The sequence below is a fragment of the Brevibacillus sp. JNUCC-41 genome (genome assembly GCF_014844095.1).
GTDB lineage: Bacteria > Bacillota > Bacilli > Bacillales > DSM-1321 > Peribacillus > Peribacillus aracenensis.
In genome coordinates this window covers 4922252-4948077 of sequence record NZ_CP062163.1, presented here as the reverse complement: position 1 = coordinate 4948077, position 25826 = coordinate 4922252, and the positions used below count along the sequence as shown (strand labels likewise).

General features: G+C 40.1%; 28 protein-coding genes and 1 pseudogene. 20 read left to right on the top strand and 9 right to left on the bottom strand.

The genetic code is table 11. The features are described 5' to 3' along the window. The 5 genes and pseudogenes from JNUCC41_RS23870 to JNUCC41_RS23850 form a co-directional block, all read left to right on the top strand. Nucleotides 1-660: a 2-hydroxy-3-keto-5-methylthiopentenyl-1-phosphate phosphatase gene (locus tag JNUCC41_RS23870; protein WP_192205153.1), complete on the top strand. Its 660-nt coding sequence runs from the start codon at nt 1-3 to the stop codon at nt 658-660. Beyond that, nucleotides 657-1286, top strand: coding sequence for a methylthioribulose 1-phosphate dehydratase (locus tag JNUCC41_RS23865; RefSeq protein ID WP_192205152.1), 630 nt, complete (start codon nt 657-659; stop codon nt 1284-1286). The genes JNUCC41_RS23870 and JNUCC41_RS23865 overlap by 4 nt, the downstream gene beginning before the upstream one ends. Before the next feature lie 24 nt (nt 1287-1310). Continuing rightward, complete coding sequence (locus tag JNUCC41_RS23860) at nt 1311-1844, top strand: cupin domain-containing protein (protein ID WP_048686713.1); 534 nt, start codon at nt 1311-1313, stop codon at nt 1842-1844. Between the two features lie 437 nt (nt 1845-2281). After that, a complete protein-coding gene (locus tag JNUCC41_RS23855; protein ID WP_192205151.1) occupies nt 2282-3208 on the top strand; it encodes a CobW family GTP-binding protein in 927 nt (308 codons plus the stop codon). 66 nt (nt 3209-3274) lie between these two features. Further along, nucleotides 3275-3421, top strand: a pseudogene (locus tag JNUCC41_RS23850) (DUF2188 domain-containing protein); the annotation flags it as partial. A gap of 57 nt (nt 3422-3478) precedes the next feature. Here JNUCC41_RS23850 and JNUCC41_RS23845 read toward each other — a convergent pair. Then, a complete protein-coding gene (locus JNUCC41_RS23845; protein ID WP_076366082.1) occupies nt 3479-3721 on the bottom strand; it encodes a DNA alkylation repair protein in 243 nt (80 codons plus the stop codon). A 109-nt stretch (nt 3722-3830) separates the two neighbouring features. Between JNUCC41_RS23845 and JNUCC41_RS23840 the strand changes: the two genes are divergently transcribed. From JNUCC41_RS23840 to JNUCC41_RS23810, 7 genes are all read left to right on the top strand, one after another. After that, nucleotides 3831-4100, top strand: a complete 270-nt coding sequence (locus JNUCC41_RS23840; RefSeq protein WP_192205150.1) for a hypothetical protein — start codon at nt 3831-3833, stop codon at nt 4098-4100. 117 nt (nt 4101-4217) lie between these two features. Next, the gene (locus tag JNUCC41_RS23835; protein ID WP_192205149.1) at nt 4218-5180 is read left to right on the top strand and encodes a YncE family protein; all 963 of its coding nucleotides are present in this window, start codon (nt 4218-4220) and stop codon (nt 5178-5180) included. Nucleotides 5181-5185: 5 nt separating this feature from the next. Next, nucleotides 5186-5872, top strand: coding sequence for a response regulator transcription factor (locus tag JNUCC41_RS23830; protein ID WP_098369359.1), 687 nt, complete (start codon nt 5186-5188; stop codon nt 5870-5872). Further along, nucleotides 5869-7284: a sensor histidine kinase gene (locus tag JNUCC41_RS23825; RefSeq protein ID WP_192205148.1), complete on the top strand. Its 1416-nt coding sequence runs from the start codon at nt 5869-5871 to the stop codon at nt 7282-7284. Before JNUCC41_RS23830 ends, JNUCC41_RS23825 begins: the two co-directional genes overlap by 4 nt. Nucleotides 7285-7303: 19 nt before the next feature. Continuing rightward, entirely contained in the window at nt 7304-7741 is a 438-nt protein-coding gene (locus tag JNUCC41_RS23820) for a FixH family protein (RefSeq protein WP_192205147.1), read from the top strand. 446 nt (nt 7742-8187) lie between these two features. After that, a complete protein-coding gene (locus JNUCC41_RS23815) occupies nt 8188-8910 on the top strand; it encodes a CAP domain-containing protein (RefSeq protein WP_192205146.1) in 723 nt (240 codons plus the stop codon). A 127-nt stretch (nt 8911-9037) separates the two neighbouring features. Continuing rightward, a protein-coding gene (locus tag JNUCC41_RS23810) for an IS3 family transposase (RefSeq protein ID WP_192203596.1) occupies nt 9038-10371 on the top strand; the annotation gives its coding sequence in 2 pieces (ribosomal slippage) (nt 9038-9410 and nt 9410-10371; 1335 coding nt in all). A 182-nt stretch (nt 10372-10553) separates the two neighbouring features. On the opposite strand, the gene JNUCC41_RS23805 is transcribed toward JNUCC41_RS23810, so the two are convergent. Further along, nucleotides 10554-11021, bottom strand: a complete 468-nt coding sequence (locus JNUCC41_RS23805; protein ID WP_192205145.1) for an Hsp20/alpha crystallin family protein — start codon at nt 11019-11021, stop codon at nt 10554-10556. A 159-nt stretch (nt 11022-11180) separates the two neighbouring features. On the opposite strand from JNUCC41_RS23805, the gene JNUCC41_RS23800 reads away from it, so the two are divergent. Further along, nucleotides 11181-11954, top strand: coding sequence for an SDR family oxidoreductase (locus JNUCC41_RS23800; protein WP_192205144.1), 774 nt, complete (start codon nt 11181-11183; stop codon nt 11952-11954). A 64-nt stretch (nt 11955-12018) separates the two neighbouring features. Here the strand turns inward: JNUCC41_RS23800 and JNUCC41_RS23795 are convergent, their stop codons facing one another. The 3 genes from JNUCC41_RS23795 to JNUCC41_RS23785 all read right to left on the bottom strand — a co-directional run bounded on the left by JNUCC41_RS23795 (nt 12019) and on the right by JNUCC41_RS23785 (nt 16378). Next, a complete protein-coding gene (locus JNUCC41_RS23795) occupies nt 12019-13374 on the bottom strand; it encodes an MATE family efflux transporter (protein WP_192205143.1) in 1356 nt (451 codons plus the stop codon). A gap of 232 nt (nt 13375-13606) precedes the next feature. After that, complete coding sequence (locus JNUCC41_RS23790; RefSeq protein WP_192205142.1) at nt 13607-14965, bottom strand: IS1182 family transposase; 1359 nt, start codon at nt 14963-14965, stop codon at nt 13607-13609. 300 nt (nt 14966-15265) lie between these two features. Next, nucleotides 15266-16378, bottom strand: coding sequence for a mechanosensitive ion channel family protein (locus tag JNUCC41_RS23785; RefSeq protein WP_228467435.1), 1113 nt, complete (start codon nt 16376-16378; stop codon nt 15266-15268). A gap of 193 nt (nt 16379-16571) precedes the next feature. Between JNUCC41_RS23785 and JNUCC41_RS23780 the strand changes: the two genes are divergently transcribed. Next, a complete protein-coding gene (locus JNUCC41_RS23780) occupies nt 16572-17660 on the top strand; it encodes an undecaprenyldiphospho-muramoylpentapeptide beta-N-acetylglucosaminyltransferase (protein ID WP_342614020.1) in 1089 nt (362 codons plus the stop codon). Nucleotides 17661-17712: 52 nt separating this feature from the next. Beyond that, on the top strand, nt 17713-17856 hold the full coding sequence (locus tag JNUCC41_RS23775) for a DUF2639 domain-containing protein (protein ID WP_192205140.1): 144 nt from the start codon (nt 17713-17715) through the stop codon (nt 17854-17856). Between the two features lie 43 nt (nt 17857-17899). On the opposite strand, the gene JNUCC41_RS23770 is transcribed toward JNUCC41_RS23775, so the two are convergent. From JNUCC41_RS23770 to JNUCC41_RS23755, 4 genes are all read right to left on the bottom strand, one after another. Next, entirely contained in the window at nt 17900-18583 is a 684-nt protein-coding gene (locus JNUCC41_RS23770) for an LrgB family protein (RefSeq protein ID WP_192205139.1), read from the bottom strand. Further along, the gene (locus tag JNUCC41_RS23765; protein WP_192205138.1) at nt 18558-18950 is read right to left on the bottom strand and encodes a CidA/LrgA family protein; all 393 of its coding nucleotides are present in this window, start codon (nt 18948-18950) and stop codon (nt 18558-18560) included. The genes JNUCC41_RS23770 and JNUCC41_RS23765 overlap by 26 nt, the downstream gene beginning before the upstream one ends. Nucleotides 18951-19155: 205 nt before the next feature. Beyond that, nucleotides 19156-19710 (bottom strand): GNAT family N-acetyltransferase, encoded by a 555-nt coding sequence (locus JNUCC41_RS23760; protein ID WP_192205137.1) that lies wholly within the window; start codon nt 19708-19710, stop codon nt 19156-19158. Between the two features lie 332 nt (nt 19711-20042). After that, on the bottom strand, nt 20043-20822 hold the full coding sequence (locus tag JNUCC41_RS23755) for an undecaprenyl-diphosphate phosphatase (protein WP_192208313.1): 780 nt from the start codon (nt 20820-20822) through the stop codon (nt 20043-20045). A gap of 225 nt (nt 20823-21047) precedes the next feature. On the opposite strand from JNUCC41_RS23755, the gene JNUCC41_RS23750 reads away from it, so the two are divergent. The 5 genes from JNUCC41_RS23750 (at nt 21048) to dapF (ending at nt 25679) form a co-directional block, all read left to right on the top strand. Continuing rightward, a complete protein-coding gene (locus JNUCC41_RS23750; RefSeq protein WP_192205136.1) occupies nt 21048-21368 on the top strand; it encodes a DUF4870 domain-containing protein in 321 nt (106 codons plus the stop codon). Between the two features lie 226 nt (nt 21369-21594). Then, a complete protein-coding gene (locus JNUCC41_RS23745) occupies nt 21595-22389 on the top strand; it encodes a hypothetical protein (protein ID WP_192205135.1) in 795 nt (264 codons plus the stop codon). An 89-nt stretch (nt 22390-22478) separates the two neighbouring features. After that, entirely contained in the window at nt 22479-23051 is a 573-nt protein-coding gene (locus JNUCC41_RS23740; RefSeq protein WP_192205134.1) for a beta-class carbonic anhydrase, read from the top strand. A 156-nt stretch (nt 23052-23207) separates the two neighbouring features. After that, nucleotides 23208-24509, top strand: coding sequence for an NCS2 family permease (locus JNUCC41_RS23735; RefSeq protein ID WP_192205133.1), 1302 nt, complete (start codon nt 23208-23210; stop codon nt 24507-24509). A gap of 183 nt (nt 24510-24692) precedes the next feature. After that, nucleotides 24693-25679 carry a diaminopimelate epimerase gene (dapF, locus tag JNUCC41_RS23730; RefSeq protein ID WP_192205132.1) on the top strand — a complete coding sequence of 329 codons (987 nt, stop codon included), beginning with the start codon at nt 24693-24695 and terminating at the stop codon, nt 25677-25679. The last annotated feature ends 147 nt before the right edge of the window (nt 25680-25826 follow it).

The window sequence follows — 25826 nt, the reverse complement described above, 5'->3', positions numbered from 1 at the left end:
ATGAAACCGATCATCTTTTGTGACTTTGACGGAACGATCACCAACACGGATAATATCATTTCCATCATGAAAAAATTTGCTCCTCCGGAATGGGAAAAGTTGAAAGACGGTATCCTCCAGCAAAAAATCAGTATATCTTCAGGAGTTGGGGAGATGTTTTCGCTGCTTGATAGTGGCATGAAGGATGACATCATCCAATATGTAAGAAAGACGGCCGGCATTCGTCCAGGGTTTTATGAATTCGTTGAGTATACGAAACAAGCCAACATCCCTTTATATATAGTAAGCGGGGGCATGGATTTTTTCATTGCACCGCTTTTAAATGATATCTTGCCAACAGAGTCCGTTTATTGTAACCAAGCATTTTTTGATAAGGAAAAGATTTATATTGAGTGGCCGCATGATTGTGATGATCAATGTAATAATGATTGCGGTTGCTGCAAGCCATCCATTATGAGGGAAATAGCGGGGGCGGAAGATTTTAAATTCGTTATTGGAGATTCAGTAACGGATTTTGAAGCGGCCAAACAGGCCAATTTTGTCATAGCCCGTGACATACTGCTTGAAAAATGTGAAAGGGAAGGGATTCCACATCAAGGGTTTGAAACATTTTTTGATGTAATTGACATTTTAAAGCGGCAGGAGGCGGTTAAAGCGTGAACAATCATTCTAAAGAATGGCGGGAGTTGGCAGATATTAAAGCTGAACTGGCCGCAAGGGATTGGTTTATGGGAACGAGCGGGAACCTGTCCATCCGCGAGCCCAAAAGCGCTTTCTTTTATATTACAGCAAGCGGTAAGGATAAAAGGAAGCAAACGGATTCGGACTTTTTACTGGTGGATTTAAAAGGAAAACCAGTTGAAGAAACGAACCTAAGACCATCGGCCGAAACTTTACTTCATACAGTCATTTACCGGAAAACCAATGCGAACTGTGTACTCCATGTCCATACTGTTGAAAATAATGTGATATCAGAATTGTACGGAGATGAAGGCCAGGTTTCCTTTCGTAACCATGAAATCATTAAAGCGACCGATCGGTGGGAGGAAGATTCGGAGCTTCGGATTCCAATCATATATAATCATGCTGACATTCCGCTGTTATCCGATAAGTTCAAGCCACATGTCGAATCAGACTCTGGCGCGGTGCTGATCCGCAATCATGGCATTACGGTTTGGGGTAAAAGCGGACTCGAAGCAAAAAGAATACTTGAAGCTTGCGAATTTTTATTTCAATACCAACTATTGCTTAATCAACAAAAGGCGTTTGCAGTTTCTTTAAGATAAACACTCATAGAGGAGGAATGAATGATGGCGACGATCAGATTCCATGAAACAAACGAGGTTATTGAAAACGGTGAACAGGTAAAGGGATTTTTAGAAACACAAGGGGTTATTTATGAACAATGGGACATTTCTAAATTACCGGCCCATCTTGTGGAAAAATACGATTTAACAGATGCTGACAAGGAGGAAATCCTTGTAACATTCCAATCAGAGATAGCGGAAATCTCTGAAAGAAGAGGTTATAAAGCGCATGATATCATCACATTATCAGATGCAAATCCGAACTTGGATCAAATGCTTGAAAACTTTAAGCAGGAACATCACCATGAAGATGATGAAGTGCGTTTCATAGCAGGCGGTACTAGTATCTTTGCCATAGAAGGCAATGATAAACAGTGGTTTGATGTACGTCTTAATCCAGGCGATCTTATTAGTGTACCAGAATCAACAAGACATTATTTCACGCTCGCAGAAGATCGGAAAACTGTTGCTGTCCGTATTTTCGTTACAGCGGCAGGATGGGTGCCGATTTACGAAAAAGACGAAGTTCAAGCATAATCATTGTTGAAAAACCAGCTTACAGGCTGGTTTCTGTTTGTAAACAAAAGGGAAGTCGGAATGGTCCCACCTAACCTTGATTTTTTAAAAAAACATGATTAATCCTTTGTGTTTTTTCTATTTTATAGGAAAGAAATCTCGCAAGATTAAAGAAAATTGCGACACTCCAGCCGAATAACTGGCTTGCCGAGATCTCACAGACGCTTGCGTCGAGGAGGCTCGGAAGACAGTCGGCGGAAAGGGAGCGGATTTCTGAAATCGACTGCAGTTTTTTATATAAAAAACTGCAGTCGAACTCGCTTTTCTTCGAATTTGTCTATGTTTGAAACCAGCTTACAGGCTGGTTTTTTTATGTCGATCCGGCAAGTGCTTTAGTAAGATAAGTATGATAAAATTTAACGGAATCGAATTTAACCGGATCATAGGAGCAGATAAGAATGAAAACAACCGAAGTGTACATATTGGGCGGCTTTCTCGGCAGCGGGAAAACGACGCTTCTTCGAAATATTTTAAAACAGGAAAGTGAAGCTGGTAGAAAAGTGGCCGTGCTGTTAAATGAGCTCGGCAGTGTATCGGTTGACAGCGGACTCATTGGTGATGGAGTGCCTCTTAAGGAGCTGTTTGACGGGTGCATTTGCTGCACAATTCAAGATAAACTAGAGGTTCAGCTCCATGAATTGTTAACGGAAAATGAACTGGATGCGGTTTATATTGAAACGACGGGCGCAGCTCATCCAGTTGAAGTATTGGATGGCATCATGTCGCCGATCTTCGCCAAAAGGCTGGAGTATAAAGGAATTATCACGGTCGTCGATTTATTAAGGTGGCGTGATCGGGAGGAACTGTCTCCACTGCTTCGGCAGTTGCTTGCCGAGCAAATCCACCATGCCGATTTCATATTATTGAATAAAGTGGATTTGGTAAGTGAGATGGATGCCGCACAGCTGATATATACGATACAGGCGCTGAATCCGGATGCTGTATGTTTATTGACGGAGTATGCAGCCGTATCCTTGGCAACATTGCAGCAAATGCAAAGAAAGCGGCATAATGGCCATCAAAAGCTTGATGTACATGACCATTTGCATTTAACTGCAGTCGTTCATACATTCGAAGGTGCCGTGGCACAAACCGACTTTGAAGTGTGGCTTAGGGCTTTGCCGGAAACGGTCTATCGGATGAAAGGGTACATTTCCTTTACACATTCACAATACCCCCATTTATTCCAATACTCATACGGAATGCCGATGTATATGAATGAAATGATGAAAATGCCATTGAATATCGTCATAATCGGGGAAAAGTTGGATAAGGAAATGTTGATCGGTCAGTTGAAAGCTTTGGAATTGAAAGCTGCCCGATAAAAGTTTACCGCCCATTAAAGAAGGGAAACATAAAAAGGAGACATTCTTATCAAGGAGGCGTTTTTAGTGCCATGGAATAAGAACGATTACCCAAACTCGATGAAGAATCTAGATAAAGATGTAAGGGAAAAGGCTATAGAAATCGCCAATGCATTATTGGATGAAGGATATGAGGATGGAAAAGCCATTCCAATCGCCATAGACCGGGCTAAGATGTCGGTAGGAAAAGATTGAAAAAATGGTCAGACCCATTTAGGGGTCTGACCATTTTTATTGTTGCATTCCAAAGGCGGCAAATGTCTTTTCGTCTTCTATCAATCCGCAAGCAGCACATTGAACCCGAACTTCAGGACCATTATAGGCTAGATGGAATGGCTGAAGGGAATCGTTCGAATATTGTTCAATGATCTCACCTGACTGCGGATCCTTTTTAATGGGGGTCGCTACTTGCTGAATGAGATTGAAGCGAGATTTATTTGTCCGGCAATTCGGGCAGCGGTATACTTGAGACATTGTACTCACTCCTTTTTTGAATTTTAAAAAGCGTGATCGTATTATTAAGATAGTCTTTACAAACTTGAACATTAATATGTATAAATTAGTAATGGATGGAAGGGATAATATGAAAGAAAATATCAGGCAAGAAGAATTACTGATGGCTTATTTAAGCATATGGAATAATCGTAAGATGACCAATGATGGAGATGGAAGGGAAGTGTTGTCGGAACTCATCCGCCGTGAGCTTTTGGATGAAAATGCCCATCCCCGTGCCCGAAAACCAGTATTGGAGAAATTTTACCTCTGTATTAAACGAGTGATGGAATCATCGCTTTCAGAAGAAATGAAAAATGCGATCGTCATGGCCTATATCACTGAATTGGAAAGATTATGATTTCCGAGGTGTTACGGATGCTTGTTAGCAAATATTCTTTTCAGCTTCATACTTTTTTCACAAATCATTGTTAAAATCTTTAAAAAATAGATATTTAATGAATAAGGAGCTTAGAATATGAAGTGGGGCATTGGGCTTTTTCTTGCCATCGTACTGCTTACTGGGTGTAATAGCGGTAATGCATTTACTAAAATCAATAAAAATGAATCCTTCCTTGCGACTGTCAATATCAAGGATACCTCACTGACTTTCATAGATGAAAACTATCATCCATTTGCAAAATGGGATATTTCAGAACCATTTACCGGAGCCCTGCTCCTGGCAGACAAAGATACTCTCCTGCTTTATGGAAAAGAGATGGAGAAAGTCCAAGTGTACTCTTTATCAGCAGGAAAGTTGATAAACAGTTGGGAAATTGGCAAAGGGATCGTTAATATGCAGTTGTTACGTGATGGAAAAAGCATCGTGGCGGTCAACCAATCGAATCAATCCATTTATTTTTTAAATACAGATGGAGAGAAACAGGATATTGTCAAGGTTGGTAAAAGACCCCTGACCGTTCTTCAGGGGGTGCAAGAGAATCGTTTGTATGTTATTAATTTTGGTGATACCAAATGTTCTGTGATAAACCTTGAAACGAAAAAGGTCGATTTTGAATTTCCCGTACATAGTTCCAGCACAGGCACATTATTAAGGGAAGAAAAGGATGAAATATGGATCGGAGGACACGGTGATGGGGACAAAGTGGAAGAAGATCTATATATTTATTCGGCAAAAACTGGAGAGTTGAAGAATAAGCTGAAGGCTCCAACCATGCCGATAAAGTTCCTTGAAAATACTGAAGGCATATTTGTCCTTAGTCATGGTACAAGCTCTTTATATAAATTGAATGATCAATATGAAGTAGTGAAAAGCAAAGTGGTCGGCGTTAACCCCTTTGAAATGGCGAACTTCAACGAAGATGTGATCGTGGCGGGTTATGATAGTGATGAAGTGTATGTAATGGATGCTGGAACAGTCGATGTTAAAAAAACGATCAAAGTCGGCGAAGGTCCGTTCCAATTGATGTTGAGGGAGTAGATGACATGCATGTTTATACCATTTTAGTCGTGGATGATGAGGAGGATATGCGAAATCTAGTTGAAATGTATTTGCTGAACTCAGGTTATCGATGCCTTCAAGCTGCGAATGGAAAAGAAGCTATTAGTATGGTTGAAACAGAGGAAGTGGATTTAATCCTATTGGATATCATGATGCCAGGTATGGATGGTTTCTCCGTTTGTGAAGAAATTCGAGAAAATTGGGAAATCCCTGTGATATTTGTCAGTGCGAAAGGTGAAGAATGGGATAAGGTGAAAGGGCTGAAGCTTGGCGGCGACGATTATATCGTCAAACCGTTCAATCCAGGAGAATTGGTCGCAAGGGTCGAAGCGGTATTGCGAAGGACAGGGAAATTATCATTGAATGAAGAGAGTCAAAACCATGTCCGGTTCGGTAAAATTAGCTTGAACTTACAATCCAGAACGGTTTTGGTCGAAGGGAAGCCGATCAATTTAACTTTGAAGGAATTCGAATTGCTGTTATTCCTCATGCGTCATAAAAGCCAGGCACTCAGTCGTGAACAACTGCTTGAAAATGTATGGAGCGGGGAGTATGGAGGATCTTTACGTACAGTGGATACCCATATCAAAACGTTACGAATGAAATTACGAGCGGCCGATTACATTCAAACCGTCTGGGGAATCGGTTATAAGATAGAGGAAAAGAAATGATCAATAAATGGCGGACCCTTTCTTTTAAATTATGGCTCACCATCATCACCGCCATCATCCTATCCGTGCTGTTCGCTTATTCACTTTCTCAATATTATTATAAAAATCTATATGTGGAGAAGCTTAAAACAGATTTAGTCAATGAAGCGTCATTGCTAGGGGCGGATTACTCCGGCGGTGAAATCAGCGAAGATTTCAAGGAAAAAGTTGAATGGTTTAACAGTAAGAATGACAGCGAGATCTTTGTCGTCAACAATCCCAGGGAATTGAGTGCCTGTCTGCCTTTTGAAATCAATTATGACACCCTTATTTCTGAAGAAGAACGGCAAATGCTTTTAGATGGGAAAGCCGTTGAAAAAGAGGGATATGAGAAAAGGTTTGAAAAGAACATCGTAGCGGCGATCATACCCCTGATTGACGAAAATCGGCTCGAAGGTATCATCTATACATATATTCCTGTAGATTCCATTACGGTCTTACTTAAGGAATTTGCCGCAAAATGGTTGGCGGCCGTTCTATTATTTTTGATTGTAGCGATTTTGTTTACTACGAAATGGTTGAAAAAGCTAGTCAGTCCGATTAAGGAAATCGAGACTGCAGCCCATCGTGTCTCAGAGGGGAATTATGACATACAGGTCGAGGTAAGGAGTCAGGATGAAATAGGGAAACTGGCAATGGCCTTTAATGATATGGCCAATTCCATCCAAATGGAAGAAGAAAGAAAAAAGGAATTTCTTGAAAATGTTGCACATGAACTCAGAACTCCGCTTAGTTACGTAAAGGGCTACACGCAGGCTATATTGGATGGTGTCGTGAAAAATGATGAAGAGCAACGGAAATACCTTCAACTCATTTCAAGGGAGGCTCTTAGGCTGCAGCGGCTTGTCGGAGATCTGATGGACTTATCAAAAATGGAAAGTGATCCATTCTTGTTAAATAAAACCCCGATTGCCTATGCGCAATTCATTGAAGACGTACTAGTGAAATATGAACCGATAATAAAAGAAAAGCATTTGGGCTTGCAGCTAGATCTGGATCCAGACCCGATTATTTTTGGGGATGAAGGAAGGATGGAACAGATCCTGCACAACATTATTGATAATGCCATTCAGTACACGGATTCCGGAGGGGCGCTCCATATTGCCCTAATTCAGCATAAAGATGATTGCGAACTGCTGGTTACTGATACGGGTAATGGGATTCCGGAAGCCGATCTGCCATATATCATGAATCGTTTTTACCGAGTGAACAAGGCACGCAGCCGTTTTGATGGCGGGTCAGGGCTTGGACTGTCCATTGTCAAAAAATTGGTGGAAATACAAAATGGTAAAATCGAAATAGAAAGCAAGGAAAAAAGGGGAACAACAGTTAGGGTCATCCTACCGATTATAAAAGAAGAATGGAATTCATAAAAAGGGGATACGTTCAAAAATGAAAAAAATCATGTTATTTTGCATGGCGTTAATTTTTTTGGCTGGATGCGGCAAGGAAGAGGAAATTCCGAAACTGTTAAATGTCGATTTAGCTGTCGATCCAATTCAGGGTAAAGTGAATGAGCCTGTGAAATTTAAGGCAAAAGTAACATATGGGGACGAAGCCGTGACAGATGCGGATGATGTCAGTTTTGAAATTTGGCTTGCGAATAGCGATAATCATGAAAAAATCGCAGTGAAACATAAAGGGAACGGCATATATGAATTGGAAAAGAATTTTGATGAAGAAGGAACCTACTATGTATATGCCCATGTAACGGCAAGGGATATGCACAACATGCCAAAGAAAGAATTCGTAATAGGAAAACCAAGCACTCCTGAACAAAATGGCGAAAAAAAGGAAATGGACGAGATGAATGATGAAGAAATGAAATGAAGAATGTACGATCGAAATCAAGACAATTCGGGTTTAAAACCGGATTGTTTTTTTGTTTGGAAAAATGTTCAAGACAATAGGGGGGAATGACGAAATGTCGAAGTTAAACCGAAAAATTTGTAACATAAAAGTAAAGAAAGTCATAAAAAGCAGGTTGGAAATGATATGTCAAATAAAATTTATTAGTATTCAATGGAAATGGTTCTATGTAACTACCATTGACAAGAAATAAATGGGAAAATATGAGTATTTATACTACTGGCAGAAACATAGATAGTTAAAGCATTTTTGCAAGAGTACTCTGAAACTTGAATCATAAATATATTTTCATTCCCTTCCTGTGAATTTGATGGAAATTGATGGAGCCATTATTACAAAAAACGCATGTTATGATGATTCCAGAAGCAAAGCACAACAAAAAACGAACATCACAGGAGGAATTACGAATGAAAAAGAAAATGTTTATGTCAGCAGCAGCGGCTGCAGCTATTATATTCACAGGAGTAGGAGCTAACCAAGCTGAAGCAGCCAACTGTGATACTGTGAAACAAGTAACTTTTAAATCTACTAATAAAGAGGATATGCAAAAAGCCCTTAACCAATACCTAGCTAAATACAATATGACTTTACCTGCAGCGCAGGCACAACAAACGCCAGTTCAAACGCCAGCTCAAAAACCAGTTCAAAAACCAGTTCAGCAAGAAGCTGGAACAACGAACCAAGCAAAACCTGAAGCAAAACCAGTTACACCTAATAAATCAACTGATGAAAAACAAGAGACAAACTCTGAATTAAGTGCTTTTGAACAACAAGTTGTTAAATTAACTAATGCAGAACGTGAAAAACAAGGTTTGGCAGCTCTTAAAATCGACACTGAGTTGAGCAAAGTTGCACGTATTAAGTCTCAAGACATGAAAGATAAAAACTACTTTGATCACAATAGCCCTACTTACGGCTCACCATTCGATATGATGAAACAATTCGGAATCAGCTATACAACAGCTGGCGAAAACATCGCACAAGGTCAACAAACACCTGAAGAAGTTGTACAGGCTTGGATGAATAGCCAAGGACACCGTGAAAACATCATGAACCCTAGCTTTACTCATATCGGAGTAGGTTATGTAGAATCTGGTAACTACTGGACTCAACAATTCATCGGAAAATAATAGATTAATAGAAAAGAGCTTCCCATTGTGAACTATACCCCGGATAACGGACACACATAAAAAAGTGTCCCTTATCCGGGGTTTTTTATGTTTCAATAGGTGTAATGAGTATGGACGGAGGGTTTCTATGAGTAAGAAAATATATACTGAATTTCAGATTAAAGAACTTGAAAAGAATCCAAATATCATAAGTGCTTCAGAGCGTTCTATTTCATATAATCCTGAATTTAAAACAAAAGCTGTTAAGGAATATAAAAAGGGGAAATCCCCCTCTCAAATTTTCATAGAACAGGGATTTAATCTCGAAATAATTGGTAAGGAACAACCTAAGCGTTGTCTACAGCGCTGGCGTGATACCTTTGAAAGGTTTGGTGAGGAAGGCTTCCTTACGGAACGCCGTGGAAAAGGAAGTACAGGCCGCCCTTCTTCCAAGCCACAGTCTGTAGAGGATCAACTTAGGAAGGCCGAAGCGAGAATCAAATTCCTTGAAGCAGAAAATGACTTTCTAAAAAAGCTGGAAGAGTTAGAAAGGCGGGCGTTGAAAAAGAAATAATTCTAACTACAGCTGAGAAGTTCTATCTGATTGAAAGAACGATCAGGACATACCAGTTAAAGAAGGCTGTTTCCTATCTATGCAAATTGGCTGGTGTAAGTCGAAGTGGTTACTACGATTGGTTAAAGGCAGCTCCAAGCCGTGAGTTACGCGAGGAACAGGATGTTTTGGACATAGACTTAATTAAAAATATATTCCTCACTAAAAAGGAAAAAGTAGGCGCTCTCCAAATTAAAATGGTTATGGAAAATGATTATTCGGCCGTCATGAATCATAAGAAAATCAGACGGTTGATGGCAAAATATAATCTCTTCGCAAAAATCAGAAGGGCCAATCCGTATCGAAAGTTGGCTAAGGCAACCCAGGAGCACCTTACTTGTCCAAATCTTCTTAATCGTGAATTCAAACAGAAGGAGCCAGGAAAAGTTCTGCTTACTGACATTACCTACCTTTATTATGGAAAGGGTCAAAAAGCGTATTTGTCATGCGTAAAAGATGCGGCTACAAAAGAAATAGTTACGTATCATTTATCCACGTCATTAGATATGAATATCGTTTATGAAACGTTAAACAAGCTAAGGCAGGCTGTGAATCACGAGTTCCATACGAGTGCAATCCTGCATTCTGACCAAGGATTCCATTACACCCATCCTCTATTTCAAAACAAAGTGAAGGAACTTGGGCTAACCCAATCCATGTCCCGTAAGGGAAACTGTTGGGATAATGCGCCGATGGAAAGTTTTTTTGGCCACTTTAAAGATTTAGCAGAATATAAAACATGTACTAATCTAACGGCTGTGAAGGAAGAAGTTGATCGAGTTATAGAAGAATACAATGAGTGTCGTTATCAATGGGGACTAAAGAAAATGGCCCCGGTACAATACCGGGACCACCTATTAGCCGCATAGGCACTTTTTTATACTGTCCGAAAAATGGGGCATAGTTCATTGATATGGGGTGCTCTTTTTTTTGCGGGAATGGATCATTCCATTCCATGAAATAAAATACATCGAAATCTAAAAAGGGTTGGGACCCAAGAAAATAACAGGAACCGCACTTTATTATCAGCGAGGTCCCGGTGTGTAGCAGCTTATATCTCGGATACATCGATTTCTGAATACTGGGTATTGAAACTTTTCTGAAGACGTATTTCCAATGTTGATTCTTTATATTGGGCCGATGCCCCTTTTTTCTTAACAAGTGCGGGGAGTGTAATGACATGCCGATCTGACTCTTCAGGAATCCCCTCGATGATGGATTGGTTAGATGTATGGTAAAGTTTCATTTTTTTTAACCAAGATTCATCTTCTATGGGAATTCTTACAAAGACATATAAGTGGGTATCAAATACTTCTGCATGTAAAGGAAGTTCAGATCTGGCATTTACTTGTGAGCCGCCATCATTTTTTTGGTTCATCATACCTTGCATATTGTCAGGGATGACTTGTGAAAATACTTTTTCGATGAACGATTGTACATCACTTTGCTGCATATTTTTCATGAATTCATTCTGGTTCGAGTTATTCTTAAAAGAAAAAAGTGAATTCCAGGGAAACATATTGGATTCCTCTCTCCTGCTTTTGGTCTGACAGGTTTATTTGTTATATTTTATGCAGTTAAAGCCCATAGGTTCTTTTTTATAATTACTAAATTATCGAAAATGGAATAAACTTATGTATAATTAAGTAAAATCCATTAGATAAAGAGGGTAAAGCCTGTGGATGACAAAGTAGCTTTTATTACTGGTGGAGCAACGGGAATCGGCAAAAGGATGGCACTTTCACTCGCGGATAATGGAATGTCCATTATCATTACTTATCGAAAAAGTAAAAAGGCAGCTTTAGCATTAGTGGATGAATTACAGGATAGGTACCATGTTAAGGCACTTGCGATTCAAGGTGACTCGTCGAGTGAGGAGGATTGCCTGAATATTTTACAAAAGATTTCGGAGTCATTTGGCCATGTTGATATTTTCATTCATAATGCAGGGCCATATATGCATGATCGTAAGCCCATGACTGAATATGGCAGTGATGAATGGAAATACATCATGGATGGAAATTTAAATGGTTTTTTCTATTTTGCGAAAGAGCTTATTCCACAAATGCGCAGTAGAAACTGGGGTAGAGTCATTACGTTGGGATTTGAACGGTGTGAAACTGCACCAGGTTGGATCTATCGTTCTGTATTTGCTGCTGCCAAGAGCGGCTTGACCTCCTTGACAAGAACTTTAGCTGCCGAAGAAGCTGCACATGGCATCACCGTGAATATGGTTTGTCCCGGTGATATCGTAGGTGACTGGAAAGAGGAGGAAATAAAGGTCGCGAGAGAAGAAAAGGATGATACGGTTCCAGTCGGCAGACCGGGAACAGGGGAAGATATAGCGAGGGTCATCACGTTCCTTTGTGATGAAAAATCAGATTTCATTACCGGCAGCATCATACCGGTAACAGGCGGTAAGGATGTTCTTGGGAAAATATATAAAGCCTAGTGGTTTAGGGGTTTAATTCAGAATGAAAAAGGGTGGGGCCGGTATAATCCAGCCCCACCTTTTTTTACGTCATTTTTTTATATTTTACTTGCTGTATGAACCGTAAGCGAGCCGCCAAGCCTATAGCTCCGAGAGCCAAGCCGGAAATTAAGCCGATCCAGTACCCAAAGGCTCCCATATCCGTATACTTTGCAAAGATATAGCCAATGGGAAGCCCGAGAATCCAGTAGGAGACAAGTGACATCGCAAATGTGACATTTACATCTTTATATCCACGCAAAATACCCTGAATAGGTGCCTGCAGGGCATCCGATATCTGAAAGAAGATGGCATATATCAAGAAATGTGATGTCAGCATCATTACCTCATGGTCTTTGGTGTATAAAGCGGCCACAGGTTCGCGGAAGAGGAATAGGATGGTAGACAAAACGAGCGACATCGTCAATGCCATCGAAATGCCAATCCAGCTATACTCTTTGGCGTCTTTATAACGGGCTGCTCCTATTTCAAATCCAATGACGATCGTCAATGCCATGGAAATACTTAGCGGGATCATATAAAGCAGTGACGCAAAATTCATGGCAATCTGATGCGATGCAATTGTCACGGTATCATACTTACTCATTAAAAGGGTGACGGCCGAGAAAATGCTGGTTTCAAAAAAGATTGCCAGTCCGATGGGTACCCCGATCAATAATAAGGCCTTCCATTCTTTCCAGGAAACCCGGAAAAATTCACTGAAAACCTCATATGTCGAAAATGGGTTGATTTTTATTACAACAATGATGGCCACAAGGGCAATTAACCAATACGTAATGGCAGTGGCGTAACCGGAACCCACCCCGCCAAGTTCAGGGAATCCAAACTTCCCGTATATTAACAGGTAATTAAAAAGGACATTTACCGGGAGTGCACATAGGGTGATAATCATGGAAATCCTAGTCTGTCCCAGAGCATCGATGAAAGCTCTCAACGCATTATAAACGAATAAAGGAAGGATACCGAGTGAAAGGGCGATCAAGTAATCATGGGCCACCATGTGAACACCATCTTCAAGGTCCATGGCACTCAATACGGGGTTCAAAGAAAACGCCCCAATGACTAAAATGATCAAGGCTAAAGTTACTGCTAAATAAATGGCCTGCATCACGGAATAGGAAACGGATTTAGACTTCCTTGAACCTACCAGCTGTGAAACCACTGGCGTCAAGGCAATCAATATCCCGCTCAGCCCCGTGTACACTGGTGTCCATAGCGAACTGCCGATGGAGACGCCAGCAACGTCCTGGGTGCTGTATTGTCCCGACATCATCACATCAAAAAAAGTCATGGCATACATGCTGATTTGGGTGATCAGGATAGGTATCAATATATAAAATAACAAGCGGATCTTTTGTGATTTAGTATAAGTCTGGTTCATCAAAGTACCTCAATATCAATATTTGGAATTTTCAACACAATGAAAGAATTATATCACATAACCATGTGATGTTTTAAGAGTTTTTATTAGAGGCTAAAAAAGACTTGCCGTATGGGCAAGTCCCAGTTTGTAGACAAAAGGGGTTCGGAATTTAAAAATTCTGAACCCCTTTTGAAATTTCATTTAAATTTTCGCCTAAAGTTAAGAGATTGGGCTCTTCGAGCCCACTATGTTATGCCATTTTTGGACCTCGCCATGTCCAATTGGCCATCTTCTTTAAATTAATGGCAGCGAAAGTAAGCATCGCCTGCATCGACAATTTTTTAAGTCCCCTTAAAGTAGTCCAACGCATACCATGCTTTTCTTTTGCATCTGCGAATACACGCTCAATCGTTTCTTTACGCTTCGCATATATAGGTTTTACATCTTGATGATGACGCAGATGATCTGCTTCTTCCACATGTGTTTGCCAGATATGCCGTGTCACCACTTTTTGACAGTCTTTGCTTTCTGTACACCGAGATAAAAATGAGCACGTTGCACAGATGTGTTTGGGGGATTTATACTCGCGATAGCCCTCTTTATTTGTTGTTGAGTACTTTAATAGCTCGCCCGAAGGGCAAAGGTAACAATCAAAATGTTCATCGTATACATAGTCCTGTTTGCGGAAAAATCCTTCTTTAGTGCGAGGACGTGTATAAGGTAAAGCCGGTATGATTTCTTTGTTAAATAGGTAGCTTGTAACCGCTGGTGTTTTATAAGCTGCATCTGCGGCAACGGCTTCCGGTTTTCCAACTTTCTCAATCACTTGTTCAACTAGTGGCTCTAAGATCTGGCTGTCATGTATATTTCCAGGTGTTACAATCGTTCCCAATACAAAACCGTTGCGGTCTGCGGCCGCGTGGAATGAATAGGCAAACTGTTTTGTTCGTTCATCTTTCACATAGTAGCCACTCTCAGAATCCGTTGTACTTTCTTTAATCTCTTTGGTCTCTTCTTTATCAAATTTATCTGGTGGAAAAGGCTTTTTTCCATGGTTTTCACGATCTTGATTGATTTCTTCTTGAAGACGTCCTTGATACGCTCGTGTTTCTTTACGAACGATTTTCTTTTCAAAATTCCGTTTATTCGCACTGGCCTTCACATGTGTGGAATCCACGAAAACGTGTTCAGCACTTATTAACTTTTTATTAGCAGCTGTCATTAAAATGCGATAGAAAATCTGTTCAAACAGGTCTGTATCTTTAAAGCGTCGTTCATAATTTTTCCCAAATGTAGAGAAATGAGGTACTTTTTCATGGAAACCATAGCCTAAGAACCAACGGTAAGCCATATTGGTTTCAACTTCTTCAATCGTTTTACGCATGGAACGAATACCGAAGGTATATTGAATGAAAGTCAGTTTAACTAAAATAACGGGATCAATACTTGGGCGTCCTATCTCTGAATACATATCATTCACCAAGTCATAAATGAAAGTGAAGTCAATGGCAGCCTCTATTTTACGAACCAAATGGTTCGGTGGCACCAGTTGATCTAAAGTAATCATTTCAAGTTGATCTCGCTGAATAGAATCATGTTTAGAAAGCATCCTCATCACCTCAAGTTTTAATACTTCTATTTTAAAACAAAAATGACTCCAGGCAAAAGGTTCTATCTAAAAGGTAAGACAAAGTTGATTGGAACGGAAGGTACGAGACTCCTGCGGGAAATGCGCGTCTAGGAGAGACCCCGCAGGCGAAAGCCGAGGAGGCTCCCCGACCGCCCGCGGAAAGCGAGTGCCTGGAGTGGAAATCAAGGTCCAAATTGTACAAGCCATAAAAATAGACAAACTCGATTTTCATCGAGTTTGTCTACAGTCTGAGACTTGCCGTATGGGCAAGTCCTTTTGTCAGTCGCGCATGGATTCAAAATCATTCATGGCTTCAAAATTTGAGTCTTTTTGAAGAATGAATGCCTGTGAAGGAATGGCAATTTGTACATCTTCCTGGTCCAATATCTCCATTATTTTAAAGTTCACATCTTCTTTTATTGATAAATATCCCCCAAAGTCCGTCGCTTTCGTGAAGAAATAAAGGTAAAGGTTGAAACCGGAATGACTGAACTCATCAAATTTAACCAAAATCGTTTCAGGATGCACTTCAGGATGATCAATGAGCATTTTTTCAATTTTCCTAATGACATTTTCCAATTTTTCTTTCGGTGTCGTGACATTCACGCCCAAATGAAAGGCAATCTGTCTTTTGCCCATCTTGGACCAGTTGATGATCGGTTCATTCGAAAGGGTCGCATTTGGGACTGTAACTAAAGCTTGGGCAAAAGTCCGGACTTTGGTGCTTCGGAATGTGATGTCTTCGATAGTTCCCTCCACACTTGGAGTTTTGACCCAATCTCCTATGGTAAAAGGTTTTTCGGTAACGATGACGATACCCCCAAAGAAATTGCTGACGGTATCTTTAGCGGCAAGAGCGAAAGCCAAACCACCCAAACCAAGCCCCGCAACAAATCCATCGACATTAAATCCCCATTCTTCCGCAATGATGGAGGCACCAAAAGCAATGATGATTAATTTTATGATTTTCGTAAAGAACGGCATGACGATTTGATCGACTTCAAGTCCGAATTTACTTACCAATTTCGGAAATAATATAGTAAAGCTCGAACTGATATTAAAAATCGTCCAAAAGAATAAGAAAACAAAAAACGATCTATATATTTTCGATCTGAATTCAATCGAAGGTGAGTCGATCGGAAAATAGTGCATGGATATAATGACACCAATCAAAACGATAAGCAATCTTACCGGTTGTTCAATAGCGAGCATTAAGTTGGCGGCAAATTCTACTTTGCGTTTTTCTGCAATTCGTAGAAAGAACTTGAATATATATGTAGTAAATACTTTTCGAAGCAAAAGGAAAATTAGAAAAATGCCAATGGAAATTCCTAATTCGGTCCAGGCTTCGATTCCATCAAATTGATCGAGTGATTCAGAAACTTCTTGCAATGTATTACTCCTCCAATGTATCTTGTAGTATTGTAGAATACTAAGATTATAATATATTCATGCTGAAAAAGGAAAAATAATCGATGATTACATTCATCATTGGGATTTAGCGATTCACTGAATACTTTTTCAAGTTATTAATGGCAAGGATATATGGTAATATGGATGCAAAGTGATTTTTTAAGTTTGGAAGGTGGAAATATTGACTAAGAAAATAGTATTTACCGGAGGCGGTTCTGCCGGTCATGTATCTGTTAATGCAGCAATCATCCCGGAATTTTTAAAGCATGATTGGGATGTTACTTATATTGGATCAAAAAAAGGCATTGAAAAAAATATCATCGAAACGGAATTTCCCGAGGTCCGTTATGAAACGATTTCCGTTGGAAAATTCCGGCGTTATCTATCTGTTGAAAATATGAAAGATCCTTTCCGGGTCATAAAAGGGATTTTTGATGCACGAAAAATATTAAAAAAGACCAAGCCGGATTTCATTTTTTCTAAAGGTGGATTCGTTTCGGTTCCAGTCGTTTTGGCAGGCAGGATGCTAAGAATACCGATCGCGATACATGAATCGGATTATACGCCTGGTCTGGCTAATAAGATTGCCATGCCGCTTGCATCTAAAATCTTCACTACTTTCCAGGAAACGGAAAAGGATCTTCCTAAAGAGAAGGCCATGTATCTTGGCGCTGTATTGCGCGATGGGATTTTTACTGGAAACGCTTCTGCTGGAAAGACATTTTGTGGATTCACGAATAACAAACCGGTATTGCTCGTTATGGGAGGAAGCCTTGGGGCCGTTAAAATCAATAATCTGATTACAGATAACCTTGATGCCTTATTAAAGGATTATCAGATTATTCACATTTGCGGGAAGGGAAATGTGAAAACGGAATTGAAACAAAGGGGATATGCTCCTTTTGAGTTCGTACATGAAGAATTGTTCGATCTTTTGGCGGCTGCTGACGTCGTTGTGTCAAGGGCAGGTTCAAATTCAATTTTTGAATTCCTTGCTTTGCAAAAGCCGATGTTGCTTATCCCTCTAAGTGCCAATGCATCCCGTGGAGATCAAATCCTGAATGCGTCAAGCTTTGAAAAACAGGGTTTTTGTAAAGTCATCGAAGAAGAAGAGCTAAATGACCGGATTTTTAATGCTACATTAGCGGATTTAGTGAAACAATCAGATGAATATCAGGAGAAAATGCGTCAAAAGCGCCCATTCAAAACGGCAGCTGAAATGTATGAATTACTACTTAAAGTAATGGGTGCAAAAAAATAAGTATCATTCCCCTCTATGAAGCATATCTTTTTCGAACAGAGGAGGGGGTAGAATGGCTTATGAATATTCCAAAGGGTGGTTCATTCAGCAGCTGAAAGCAGCAGGGATTAGCTATCATCCAATTGAGAAAAAAAAGCTGGAACTGTATAAAACCTATATTTTAAGGCGTCTATACGACGATCTGCAAAAAAAATAAATCATAAAGAAGAACCGCAACGTCGTTGACGCTGCGGTTCTTTTTATAGGAAATTACTTATAAAAGGAAAGAAACAGGAAATAAGGATACCTGCGATAGCCATTGCCGCACCTGCGACAGCCCCGGTAAACTCACTTTCCTGGGCAGCTTGAGCCGTTCCGAGACCATGGGCGATCGTACCATAAGCGATACCGCGTGCGAAGGGCATCGTAATGTTTAGTTTATCCATCATTTTTGGAGCGATCATCGTACCCAGTACCCCAGTCAAAATGACGAAGGCTGCTGATATATTGGAATTTCCGCCATAAAGTTCGGTGATTTCAACAGCGATGGGCACTGTAATGGATTTAACCGCCAATCCTTGGAGTATGATTTGCGGAAGTGAAAATGCTTTAGCGATGGCAAAGGCAATGAACAATGTGACCAGAAGACCAAAAACCATGCCGCTAATTGCCGGCATTGCATATTTAACGATTATTTTTCTATTTTTATAAAGAGGTACGGCCAAAGCAACGGTAGCCGGTCCCAGGAAGTAGGTGATGATGTCCTTTCCTGGTGAATAATCTTCGAAGTCCAAACCGCTGATCAGCAGTACGAGAATAATTGTAATCGTACTGAAAAATACGGGTGTCGTAAAAGGCGATGGATGTTTAGCATATATTTTCCTTCCAATGAAATAGGCAAGGATGGTTATCAAGATGCTATAAGTTGTGATGAGCTCTGTCATGCTGCTTAACCTCTTCTCTATGGGATAGCTTCTGGACGGTCCAAGCCGAAACGATAAATCCAAAAACCAGGCTGACTCCCAATGTCAGTGCCAATGGTAAACCGAATTCAATGAAAAGCCATCCCATGGTCATTAAACTGATTGAAATGGGAATGAAGAAAAAGGCTAAGTGCTTTACCAAAAATCCTGAAGTAAGTTCAATCCATTCTACTTTTATTACCTTCGTCTGTAATAAACCGAATAATAGAATCATGCCGATGACGTTGCCTGGTATCGGTAAATGTAGTAAATTGGCTAAATAATAGCCGAGCTTGCAAATGATGAGCAGGAAGATGAGCTGCACGATAAAAGCAAATGTTTTTTTCATGATTAAGTCCTTTCAATGACGCTTTGAATATATTGTTGAATTGGTCAATTGTATTCATTATAAAAAAATATCCCTAAAAAGAATAGGGATTTGCAGCAATCGATCTTAAACATCCTGTGAAAATGGAAAAAAGAGCTTTCCAGGTTTGGAAGCTCCGGCCATTATATGAAAAGAAAAACAAAGCCATGCTGAAATGTTCTTCGCTCTATGCTTCAAGTAACTGTTGTTCGTCATCATCATGCTGTCTAAGGATATGAAACGTGTATAAATCTTTAGGGATTTCATACAAATCGTAGATATCTCCTTCATGATTGATTTGATCATAAAGGGATTTTCTTGTTTCGTTGGCATTGACGGCATAGGGAAGCTTTTCTGCGGCTTTTATAGAGCGGATATTTTTTTTGCGGATACGCATGAATACCGTTTCCAAACCGAGCTCGAAAAAAAGCTCTTTAAAGAAAGCGTCTTTTGCGATGGCATTATACCCTTTTCCATGATAAGGCTTGCCAAGCCATGTGCCTAAGAAACCTGCACCATTTTCAATATCGTATAAAGAAATACAACCGATGGGATTTTCCCATTCATCCAAGATTGTTCGTGATATGAGTTGCCCAGCATCTTCGGCTTCGATCGTTTGCTTAGTAATGAAAACATATTCTTCATATGAATCTACCTTTTGGCGCACGAAAGGGAAGACATCTGGATGCGTCATTTGTTCATAAAGAGAAAAACAATCTGTGAAATCTCTCTTTTTTAACATTTCCGTCCCTCCGTTTGAGGGCAGTTCTTATGCGTAGTCGCTGCCCACCCTCGAAATTTTTTAAGTCGTTCATCAAAAAATTTCGGGGTGGGAATCGAACCCACTAGAACCGGAAACCGGTGGCGCACCATTTGCCTTCCCTATTTTTATTGTCAGAAAATATGCAAATCAAAAGAACCTTACGAAGGTATAATACTAAAAAAAAAACAGTTTGGGAATAGGTTTTTTGCCTTTTTTTTTCGTCAAATTTCAACTTTTTCAACAAGGGTGAATTTGAAAGGCAAACGTATGCATTTTTCCATGAAAAACTGGTTTTTCGCCTGCTTTTTTCGTTAAAATTCACCTGTGAATTGCATGAATAAAATGATCGCGCCTAGGGCCCATACATAAATGGAGAATATTTTCAGTGATCGCTTTTTTAAGAAATCGATCATCCATACTACGGCTATATAACCAAAGATTGCTGCTGCAAGGGTTCCGACGAAAAGTGCAGTGAGTGGCAGCCGTTCAACTTCTCCTGTAAAAATCGGTTTCATCTGAAATACAATGCCCCCGGTAATGGCAGGAATTGATAGCAAAAAGGAAAAATAGGCTGCAGTGGCCCTATCCAGCCGGCAGAATAGGCCAGCGGCTATCGTCAGGCCGGAACGCGAAAGGGCAGGCATGATGGCAGCAGCTTGAAAGGTACCGATGATCAAGGCATCTTTAATCGAAATTTCATTAAGGGATTTACCGCCTTTTCTTACTCCGTCCGCTACCCATAAAATCAGTCCGGTCGCTAAAAATTCCCAGCCTATGGTCACGCCTGTTTTTGAAAGGCCATCGAACCAATCCCCGAGTAAAATGCCGGCAATCACTGCAGGGATTGTCCCGGCAATGAGAAGTAGGGTCATTTTAGAGAAAGGTTTTTTCAAAATGGCAATAATGTCATTCTTATAGACGACCAATAACGCTAGCAAGGTACCGATATGGAGCATGGTATCCAGAAAAATGCCGGCGTCGTCAAGATGGAAGATATGCCGTCCTAAATATAAATGCCCAGTGCTTGAAATAGGTAAAAACTCAGTCAAGCCTTGAATGATCCCAAGGATGAAGGCTTGAAATTCGTTCAGCAAAAAAACATCACTCCATTCTAGAAGGTATGGGACATCCATTATTTAAACTGTATGCACAAGACGGATGAACATATTCTGATTTTTTGTCATATGTATTGCCATTTGGGTTTTATAAAGAAAAGGCAGTCCTAATTTACTTTTTTCGAATATAATGAGAGGAAAAATGAAACTATTTTGCATTTGATTCGTAATTATTCATATGAGAAAGGAGGAGAAGACACTATGCCTACTAAAGATGAAAGAGTGTTTGCTGCCCTTATTTATGTGATCAGCTTTTTTACAGCATTTATCGGTCCTTTAGTGATTTGGTTATTGAAGAAGGACTCGTCACAATTTGTGGATTATCACGGAAGGGAATACCTGAATTTTTTCATTTCCTACACCGTATATTCAATAGTTGCAGGGATACTCACTATAGTATTGGTTGGATTCTTGCTATTGCCGGTTATCGGGATAGCTTTAGTCGTATTCACCATCATCGCTGCCATTAGGGCTTATGAAGGAACGGATTATAGGTTCCCGTTGATTTTCAGGATTTTATAGTAATGATGTAAAAAGGATTCCGTTCAATTAGGAGTCCTTTTTTATATGAACCAAGTTGGGAATTGACCTACATTAAAAAAGGAATAGATCACATTAAAGCGAATAAAGTATTATGATAACTACTTCAATGCACTTTTAGGAAGTGGATGCCGGGCGGTTTGTGGTACTGCAGATCAATGTTCGTTGCGGCAATCTTTCTTGTAAGGAGTGAGGAGCAGAGCAGGATATGAATATACGTGAATATTATCAGAAAACAAGCAATTCAAATTTTCATGCATCTTGGATATCACTTCTTTTGGCCATTGTATTTTTCATTTGTCATATTTTTAAAATGATTCCGGGCAATATATTATTGATAACGTCTCCTTTTATTTTCATTAGCATTGCCCAATTTGTCAGTCATCGTATATATGAAAATAGATTGAAGGAATTGCCTGATGAACACATCGGGACAAATCCCGGGTTATTTAAAAATGAACATGTTTTGTTGACCTTTATGCCAGCACCGACATTGCGCCTCCTTCTTTTTGCACCGGATGGGTCTCTAATGGGCGAGGTACGGGATTTGAATATGAAGTGGTTCATGTGGATGATACCCAATTTCTTGTCGATGCTCCTGGCCAAGCGTTATGAACTGGTGGACCATGAGGGGCGATTGTTGGCTAAGTACCATATTAAAAGGGGACTTTTCAATAAATTGACGATCATGGATGATCAGGGTGGCATTATTGGATCGTATCAAGAAAATCGGTCATTCTTAAAGATTAATGGAATGATATATAAGGAAGATGGTACGGAATGGATGCCCATTGAAACGCCGGGAAGTGTGAATTCATTCGAGATTTCCACAAAAGAAGGGGAAAAAATCGTTTCATACCAAGAGGGCTGGATGCCTTTGGAGTGGGGGAAACGATTCAAGACAAATACACCCATACTTTCATTTTCATCAAAAGTTGATAAAATTCCTAAAATCATCGTCTTGGGCTTCTGTGCAGCCACTTTAAATCATCGTTCAAATTGACTAAGGTTACTCTTTAGCAAATCTTTTAAATATTTGATATAATCTTAGTGGAATACATAGATTAAATACTTAAATTAAAGGTGGTAAATATGAGTTTACTTAATGAGATTCTTGATTTTAATGAACAGTTTGTAGAAAAAGGCGAATATGTCAAGTATAGAACGGATAAGTTCCCTGAGAAACGTATGGTCATCATAAGCTGTATGGACACACGACTCGTTGAACTATTGCCAAAATCCTTGAATGTCAAAAATGGCGATGTCAAAATCCTGAAGACTGCCGGGGCAATCGTCTCCCATCCTTTCGGAAGTGTCATGCGGAGTATCCTTGTTGCCGTTTATGAGCTAAAGGCAGATGAAGTATTGGTCATTCCTCACCATGATTGCGGGATGGCATCAGTGGATGCTGATTCTGTAGTAGGGAAGATGCTCGAACGTGATATTCCACAGAGCACCATCGATACCCTTGGAGCTTCAGGAATAGATATTCGCAGTTGGCTTCGCGGATTTGATGATGTTTATGAAAGTTGTAAGAAAAGTGTGGAAGTGATTAAAGGACACCCTTTGATTCCTAAAAATATTCCTGTTCATGGTCTTATCATTTCACCTGATACAGGGAAGCTGGAATTGGTAGTCGATGGGTATGCGGAAGGACAAAAATAATATATTCAACAAGGCTGTCGGGATTATTTCCGACAGTTTTTTTCAAATTTTGATCTTTACTATTTATTTTTATCCTTTTTTTTGTTAAAATCGCCAAGTGTAGTTTGTCACTAATACAAACGGGTGGGCGAGGGACAAATTTAATAAGGATACATCATGAAGAAATTAAACTTGGAAACGTTTTTTCATTTTTCCGACTATGGAACGAATGGAAAACGTGAAATCCTTGCTGGAGTGGTCGGCTATTTTACAATAGTCTATATTCTCATCGTGAATTCCCTGATTTTATCGGAAGCGGGCATTCCGATTAATGGTGCAGTGATTGCGACGATTCTTTTATCTGCTTTAAGCTGTGTCATGATAGGACTTTGGGCGAATGTCCCAATCCTCCTCGTTCCAGGAATGGGCGTAAATGCCCTATTTGCTTATACAATGGTTCAAGGGATGGGTCTATCTTGGCAATCGGCATTGGGTGCTGTATTTACCTCAGGGGTCATTTTTGTAGTCATCGCTTTTACAAAATACTCTAAGTTAATCAGTGATTCGATTCCAAGGTCGATAAAAGAAGCCATATCTGTCGGTCTTGGCTTATTCTTGATGCTAATCGGTCTCGAAAAGGGCGGGATAATCACGAGAGGTTCATCATCTATCGTCGCACTGGGAGATTTAAGCGATCCAGCGGTGTGTGCAACGGTGTTGACCTTTTTGCTGGCAATCACTCTGTTCATCAAAAATGTCCCCGGTAATTTCATGATTACCATCCTGGCAGGCAGCCTCATTGCTTATTGGTTCGGGACGGTTCAACTTTCAAAAATCCATTTTTCAGGCATTGACACAGCTTCCTACGGCGATCTCTTCTTTTCATTATCGTTCTTGGAAGCGAACCGGATTGAATTCTGGATAAGTGTATTTGCAATGACGATGGTTCTTGTTTTTGAAAATATTGGTCTTGTACACGGGCATGTAGATAGCATAAACCGCCAGGATGCCTATAAAAAGTCGCTGCAGGCGACAAGTGTGTCCGTTCTGTTTTCAGGTATATTCGGTTCGAGTCCTACCGTTGCTACAGTTGAAACGGCAGCTGGAATCGCATCAGGAGGCAGAACTGGTTTTACTTCCGTGGTGACGGGCGTGCTATTCATTCTATCACTTCTATTTATACCGGTGATTAAAGTAATCCCTGATAGCGCCATTGCCCCCATCTTAATCATCATTGGCATTTTGATGCTCGGAAATATAAAAGAGCTGGATTTCAGCGATTTAACCGAGAGCATACCTGCAATCATGATCATCACGATCATTCCTTTCACATACAGTATTGCCGATGGAATGGCATTCGGTTTCATCCTGTACCCGTTCTTGAAACTGGTAACCGGAAAAGCGAAAGAAGTGTCAGCCCCGATGTATGTGAGTGCCGGAATGTTTATCGTCTATTTCATCATTGGTATGATCGGTTAATAATTCAATAGAGCGGTTGGAAGGAGTTAATTCTCATTCCAACCGCTCTTCTTATTGGTTTTTTCTTCGGAAAAAATAGATATATTGTGATTTACGCGATGACACATCCATCTTGAAAATGCTATGATATAGAATATTAAAAAAATGATAAATGACAAGCAGCATATTAGAGGATGTGACAGGATGATTATTGAAGGTTTAAAAAGCCATGGTTCAGGAAATGATTTCTTAATCATTGATGAATTGACTACGACCCTGACGTTTACTGAAGAAGAGCGGAAAAATTTCGCGAAGGCCCTATGCAATAGGGAAAAGCTTGGGGCGGATGGTATTTTGTTCGTAATGAAAAGTGAACATGCTGATTGCCGGATGCGTGTTTTTAATGCGGATGGATCGGAAGCCTCGATGTGCGGCAATGGACTTCGCTGTGTTGCACGTTACGCGAACGACGTTCTAGGACTCGATAAAATGATTGTGGAAACCATGAAGGCAAATCTACTCGTGGAAAAAACGGAAGATATTTATGAGGGAATTCCGACTTTCAAGGTGGAAATTTCACCGGTGAGTTTTAATGTGAAGGATCTACCTCTTGTATTGGCTAAAGAACAGTTGCAAAACGAATTATTGCCGGAACTTCATGATACCCTATTATTTTCGGCATTGGCGGTTCCTAATCCACATTTGATCACGCTGGTTGATAGTGAGGTTTTGCAAAGTGGTTTGCAGGATGAACTTTCAACAAAGGTCAATCAACCGAATGAGCTTTTCCCTGATGGTGTCAATGTCAGCTTCGTGAAAGAGCTGGAACCAGGGAGCATTTATGTGCGGACATTCGAACGGGGGGTAGGCTTCACGAATGCGTGTGGAACGGCGATGTCAGCTTCAAGCCTAGTAACATGCTCTGTTGGATTAAATGCGTTGGAAAGTGAAATATCTGTCTACAATAACGGCGGAAAAGTTAAATGCGTGGTCCACCATGATGATGAAAGCCAAAAGTATTCAATTGATTTAATCGGGAACGCAACCTATGAATTCAAGGTATCGATTGAAATGGACCTAGATCAGCCTGAAAAATTTGAAGTGCTTGAAAAAGAGGATTTTGAATTGGAAACAAGCTTATATGCCAAGCTTCAGGATGAAGTTCAAAGTTATTTGAAAACAAAATTATAAAAAATTTCCAGACTGCAGCAAACTCGAAGAAGAGAGTTTGCCTGCAGTTTTCTCATTTAAAAACCTCTTAGTAATGTAATCAAAAGACCATTCCAGTTGATCCGGACCGGAAGTCAGGGGACTCCTACTTAGAAAAGTGCGTCCCAG

Coding starts and splice junctions, on each gene's coding strand:
- JNUCC41_RS23760 (WP_192205137.1), bottom strand. CDS start 19,710: ATGTTAAAAAAGAGAGATTTCACAGATTGTTTTTCTCTTTATGAACAA.
- JNUCC41_RS23815 (WP_192205146.1), top strand. CDS start 8,188: ATGAAAAAGAAAATGTTTATGTCAGCAGCAGCGGCTGCAGCTATTATA.
- JNUCC41_RS23855 (WP_192205151.1), top strand. CDS start 2,282: ATGAAAACAACCGAAGTGTACATATTGGGCGGCTTTCTCGGCAGCGGG.
- JNUCC41_RS23790 (WP_192205142.1), bottom strand. CDS start 14,965: ATGCTTTCTAAACATGATTCTATTCAGCGAGATCAACTTGAAATGATT.
- JNUCC41_RS23870 (WP_192205153.1), top strand. CDS start 1: ATGAAACCGATCATCTTTTGTGACTTTGACGGAACGATCACCAACACG.
- dapF (WP_192205132.1), top strand. CDS start 24,693: ATGATTATTGAAGGTTTAAAAAGCCATGGTTCAGGAAATGATTTCTTA.
- JNUCC41_RS23830 (WP_098369359.1), top strand. CDS start 5,186: ATGCATGTTTATACCATTTTAGTCGTGGATGATGAGGAGGATATGCGA.
- JNUCC41_RS23750 (WP_192205136.1), top strand. CDS start 21,048: ATGCCTACTAAAGATGAAAGAGTGTTTGCTGCCCTTATTTATGTGATC.
- JNUCC41_RS23845 (WP_076366082.1), bottom strand. CDS start 3,721: ATGTCTCAAGTATACCGCTGCCCGAATTGCCGGACAAATAAATCTCGC.
- JNUCC41_RS23820 (WP_192205147.1), top strand. CDS start 7,304: ATGAAAAAAATCATGTTATTTTGCATGGCGTTAATTTTTTTGGCTGGA.
- JNUCC41_RS23825 (WP_192205148.1), top strand. CDS start 5,869: ATGATCAATAAATGGCGGACCCTTTCTTTTAAATTATGGCTCACCATC.
- JNUCC41_RS23740 (WP_192205134.1), top strand. CDS start 22,479: ATGAGTTTACTTAATGAGATTCTTGATTTTAATGAACAGTTTGTAGAA.
- JNUCC41_RS23805 (WP_192205145.1), bottom strand. CDS start 11,021: ATGTTTCCCTGGAATTCACTTTTTTCTTTTAAGAATAACTCGAACCAG.
- JNUCC41_RS23840 (WP_192205150.1), top strand. CDS start 3,831: ATGAAAGAAAATATCAGGCAAGAAGAATTACTGATGGCTTATTTAAGC.
- JNUCC41_RS23770 (WP_192205139.1), bottom strand. CDS start 18,583: ATGACAGAGCTCATCACAACTTATAGCATCTTGATAACCATCCTTGCC.
- JNUCC41_RS23860 (WP_048686713.1), top strand. CDS start 1,311: ATGGCGACGATCAGATTCCATGAAACAAACGAGGTTATTGAAAACGGT.
- JNUCC41_RS23835 (WP_192205149.1), top strand. CDS start 4,218: ATGAAGTGGGGCATTGGGCTTTTTCTTGCCATCGTACTGCTTACTGGG.
- JNUCC41_RS23735 (WP_192205133.1), top strand. CDS start 23,208: ATGAAGAAATTAAACTTGGAAACGTTTTTTCATTTTTCCGACTATGGA.
- JNUCC41_RS23795 (WP_192205143.1), bottom strand. CDS start 13,374: ATGAACCAGACTTATACTAAATCACAAAAGATCCGCTTGTTATTTTAT.
- JNUCC41_RS23745 (WP_192205135.1), top strand. CDS start 21,595: ATGAATATACGTGAATATTATCAGAAAACAAGCAATTCAAATTTTCAT.
- JNUCC41_RS23775 (WP_192205140.1), top strand. CDS start 17,713: ATGGCTTATGAATATTCCAAAGGGTGGTTCATTCAGCAGCTGAAAGCA.
- JNUCC41_RS23765 (WP_192205138.1), bottom strand. CDS start 18,950: ATGAAAAAAACATTTGCTTTTATCGTGCAGCTCATCTTCCTGCTCATC.